Source organism: Arthrobacter sp. 2YAF22_2 (assembly GCF_052114645.1).
GTDB lineage: Bacteria > Actinomycetota > Actinomycetes > Actinomycetales > Micrococcaceae > Arthrobacter.
In genome coordinates, this window is record NZ_JBFRFD010000379.1 from 1 (window position 1) to 3,679 (window position 3,679).

At 73.2% G+C, this 3,679-nt stretch carries 4 protein-coding genes and 1 pseudogene; all 5 read right to left on the reverse strand.

Annotated features, from left to right (window positions below; genetic code table 11):
* Nucleotides 1-128: 128 nt before the first annotated feature.
* Nucleotides 129-446 (reverse strand): DUF4244 domain-containing protein, encoded by a 318-nt coding sequence (locus AB4Y86_RS14310; protein WP_441402870.1) that lies wholly within the window; start codon nt 444-446, stop codon nt 129-131.
* A gap of 145 nt (nt 447-591) precedes the next feature.
* A complete protein-coding gene (locus AB4Y86_RS14315; protein ID WP_441402867.1) occupies nt 592-1,197 on the reverse strand; it encodes a type II secretion system F family protein in 606 nt (201 codons plus the stop codon).
* Nucleotides 1,194-1,874, reverse strand: coding sequence for a hypothetical protein (locus AB4Y86_RS14320; protein WP_441402868.1), 681 nt, complete (start codon nt 1,872-1,874; stop codon nt 1,194-1,196). The genes AB4Y86_RS14315 and AB4Y86_RS14320 overlap by 4 nt, the downstream gene beginning before the upstream one ends.
* Before the next feature lie 200 nt (nt 1,875-2,074).
* Entirely contained in the window at nt 2,075-3,364 is a 1,290-nt protein-coding gene (locus tag AB4Y86_RS14325; RefSeq protein ID WP_441402869.1) for a TadA family conjugal transfer-associated ATPase, read from the reverse strand.
* Nucleotides 3,361-3,679 (reverse strand): annotated as a pseudogene (locus AB4Y86_RS14330) (septum site-determining protein Ssd); the annotation flags it as partial. The gene AB4Y86_RS14325 and the pseudogene AB4Y86_RS14330, both read right to left, overlap by 4 nt.

Consider the following 3,679-nt stretch of genomic DNA (forward strand, 5'->3'; position numbering starts at 1 on the left):
GCGGTGCCATCGGGATCGCGGCTGCGGCTCCTTGGCCGGCCACTGCCGGCGGGGTCCCGCTTGCCCACGGCCGCGGGAGCCGGCGCTGCCGGTGGAGGAACCTCGCCGCTCGCCAATCCGCTCGCTAATCACGGCAGCGCCAGGGCCGTGCGGATCAGATTCAGCAGGAAACCCCGGRCCTCCTCACTGCGCATGATCAGCACGAGCAGGCCGGCAAACCCGACGGCGGCCAACGTTGCGATGGCGTATTCAGCGGTGGCCATCCCTGCTTCCGAGCCGAGCTGCCTTCTCCGCCGGCGTCCGGCCGCGGGGCCGGCCTGGACCGGCGGGGCTTGGCGGGCGCCCGGGTAGATTTCACGGACCTCCGCCGTGCCGGTCTCGGCAGACTCACGGTCGGGGCCGGCGGGGGCGTTTGGATGGTGGGTCATGAGCGTTCCTCTCGAAATGAATCCGGCGCAGTCGCCGGCTGTTTCCACCCTGCGCGGTCCGGTCGGCGCCGTTAAGAGAGCGGCCGGGACAAGTGGAAAAGTTGGGCTGTGGAGGAGGAGTCGCAGCGCTCAAACGCCCGGCGGCGCCTCCGCCGGTGAGCTGTCAGGAGCCCGGGGGCAGCATCGCGAGCACCACCGGCACAATCCCCAGGYACACGAAGGCGGGCAGAGAGCAGAGCCCCAGCGGGATGACCAGTTTCACGCCCAGCGCGGCGGCACGCTGCTCGGCGGCCCGGAAATGTTCGCGGCGGAGCCGGGCGGCCTGCGCGTACAGGATGGCGGAGGACGGCACGCCGGTCAGTGCGGCGAAGCCCAAAGCGTCGCGGAGGGCGAGCAGTTGGGAGGGAAGGGCGTGGGAGCTGCGCCACGCGGTTTCCCAGTCGGCGCCGATCGCCAGGGCGGACACGACCGGACCCAGCGGACGGCCGAGTCCGGGGGCGGTGTGCCGGGCAACCAGCTCCAGCGAACGGCCCAGCCCGGATCCAGCGTCCAGCATGGCACCGATCAGTTCCAACATCAGGACCGGGTCCCGAAGCCCGACCCCGGGATCCTCGGGCAGGACGCCGCGGCCTGTGACGCGGCTAGCCGCGAGCCGTCGTGGGCCCAGATGCCTCCAGCGCCGGGCCGCCCGGCCATGGTCCGCGAGTCCGACCACCGCTGCCGCGGCCAGCAGGGCGGCCACGGCGAGGCTGCCCGGTAGCGGGGTCACGGCTGCCGGCCGGCTGCCGCGCCGACCAGCCGGGCGGACCAGATCCGGCCCGCCGCGGTGAGGGCGATGCCCGCGCCGAGTGCTGCCAGGCCGACGGGTGTGCCGAGCAGGACGGTCGAGGGATTCACGCCCAGCAACACCCCGAGCCCGAGCCCGAGAAAGGGCAGCCAGGTAAGGATCCGGACGGTGGCCCTGGGCCCGGCGAGGGCAGTCTGCCGGGCGGCTGCGGCGTCGTCCTCGGCCTCCAGATGGGCGGCATACCGCGTGAGGACATCGGCGAGCGGACAGCCGCTGGCCTCGGCCACATCGAAGCACGCCGCAAGTTCCACCCAGACCGCCCGTTCCTTGTGTTCGCGACCCCGGGGTGAGGCTGTGCCGGGATCCGGGGAGGCTCCCTGACGGATCGCCGCGGCCACCGGGGTACCCCGCAGGGCTGCGGTCCGGGCTGCGGACAGAATCCCCTGCGACGTCGCACTCAACAGTCCAGTACGGGCCGCGGCCCTGTTGCGCCGTCCGGTGCCCTCGAACGGGTGGTTCGGCGGGTGCTCCGGTACGCGGCCCGCCGTGTAGTCGGACCCGTGCTGGTTCACGTAGAGCAGCCAAAGTTCTTCCCACAGCCGGGCCGGTGATCGGCCGCCTTTCAGCAAAGCGGCCAGCTGCTGCACCAGCACGGTCATGGGCACCTCGGATACGGCTGGACCCATCCGGTGCCACGGCGAAAAGAGGCCGCGCCGGCCGGCCGTGGTGCCGCCGGCAGGTTCCCGGGGGCTACCCGGCGGCGGCCCGGATAGGACCCGCCGAATCCGCCGTCTGGCCCCGTCCGACGGCGCGAGTGCCAACCACAACGCCAGGGCCAGGATCCCGGTCAGGGCGGCCGTCATGGCGGCCCCGGCCCGGCGACAGGCGGCATCGGGGGTGCGGTCCCCGGCCCGGCAACCGGGTCTAGGCCCAGCCTGGCCGCAAGCTCCGGCCACGCGGGACCGGCGTGGACCTCGCCTCCGACTGTTTCCAAGGCCGCCGCCACGGCCAGGCCGGCGCCGTTTTCCCCGACCAGCCCGATGGATGCCACCTGCCGGCCAAGCCGGGTCCGTTCCAGATGGACCACGGCGTCCAGGGCGCTGGCGGCCTGGAGGCGGACAGCTTCCGGTCCCATCCCCGCGAGCGCGCCGAGCGCCATGAGCCGGGCGGGGACCCCCGCGGCGGTGTTGGCGTGGATCGTCCCGCCGGCCCCGGAGTGCCCGGTGTTCATCGCGGCGAGGAGCTCGCGGACCTCGGCGCCGCGGCACTCCCCGACCACCAGCCTGTCCGGCCGCATCCGCAGGGCCTGCCGAACCAGCTCGGCCAGATCGACGGTGCCCCCGCCTTCGAGATTGCTGTGGCGCGACTCGAGGGACACCACATGCGGATGAACGGGGTTCAGCTCCGAGGCGTCCTCGATCAGGACGAGCCGCTCCGCCGGCCGGCACAGCCCCAGCAGGGTGGCGAGCAGCGTCGTCTTTCCCGAGCCGGTGGCGCCGCTGACGAGAAAGCTGAGGCGGCGGGCCACCATCCGCTCCAGGACATCTTGGACCAACGGGCCGAACATGCCGCCGCGGCTGAGCTCGGCCAGGGAGAAGACGGACGCGCGCCGGATCCGCACGCTTAGGAGGGTGCCGGTGGTGGAAACCGGCGGCAGAACGGCGTGGACCCGGTAGCCGCCGTCGAGCCTGACATCCACGCAAGGCGACCCGTCATCCAGCCGGCGGCCGCCGGCGGCCACGAGCCGGGCCGCCAGCGCGCGGACCTGGGCTTCGCCGGCGAAGGTGACGGGGACACGCTCCAGACCGCGCCCGCGGTCCAGCCAGACCGAGTCCGGGCCGTTGACGAAGATGTCCGTCACCAGCGGGTCACGGGTCAGCGGCTGGAGCGGCCCCAGCCCGTTCAGTTCGGCGCTGATGCTTTCGACGGCGGCCAGCGCACCGGCGGTGCCGAGCACCCGGCCGCTAGCCTGCACGGCCGCGGCCACCCGGGATGGAGTGACCGGACCGGCGTCGGCCATAACCGATTCGCGGACCGCATCGAGCAGGCGTGCATCCACCCGTTTCTGGGCGCCCCGCAACTGCCGGCGAGCCGCCGGGTTTCCCGGATGCGGCGGTTCCCGCGGGTCCGGAACCGCGTGCGAGTTCACGGGTACTCGTCCACGCTGAAGTCAAGGATGGCGTCGGTGAAGCGCTGCACGCTGCGCCGCACGCCGGTCTCCAGCAGGCGGCCGAGTTCCGTGGCCGCGGCCGTGCCGCGGACCTCGGGCATGATGCTCTGCACGGGCAGTCCCACGGCTTCGGCGATGAGCTGGAAGTCCAGCGCCGCCCCGGGTTTCGCGCGGATCACCAGTGCGGTGTCCACCGGCGGAAGCTCCGGCACGAGACGGGCGGATGCCACCGCGGCGCGGAGCTGGGCCGGCAGCACGACGAGGACCCGGTCGCATTCCCACGCCAAGGTACGC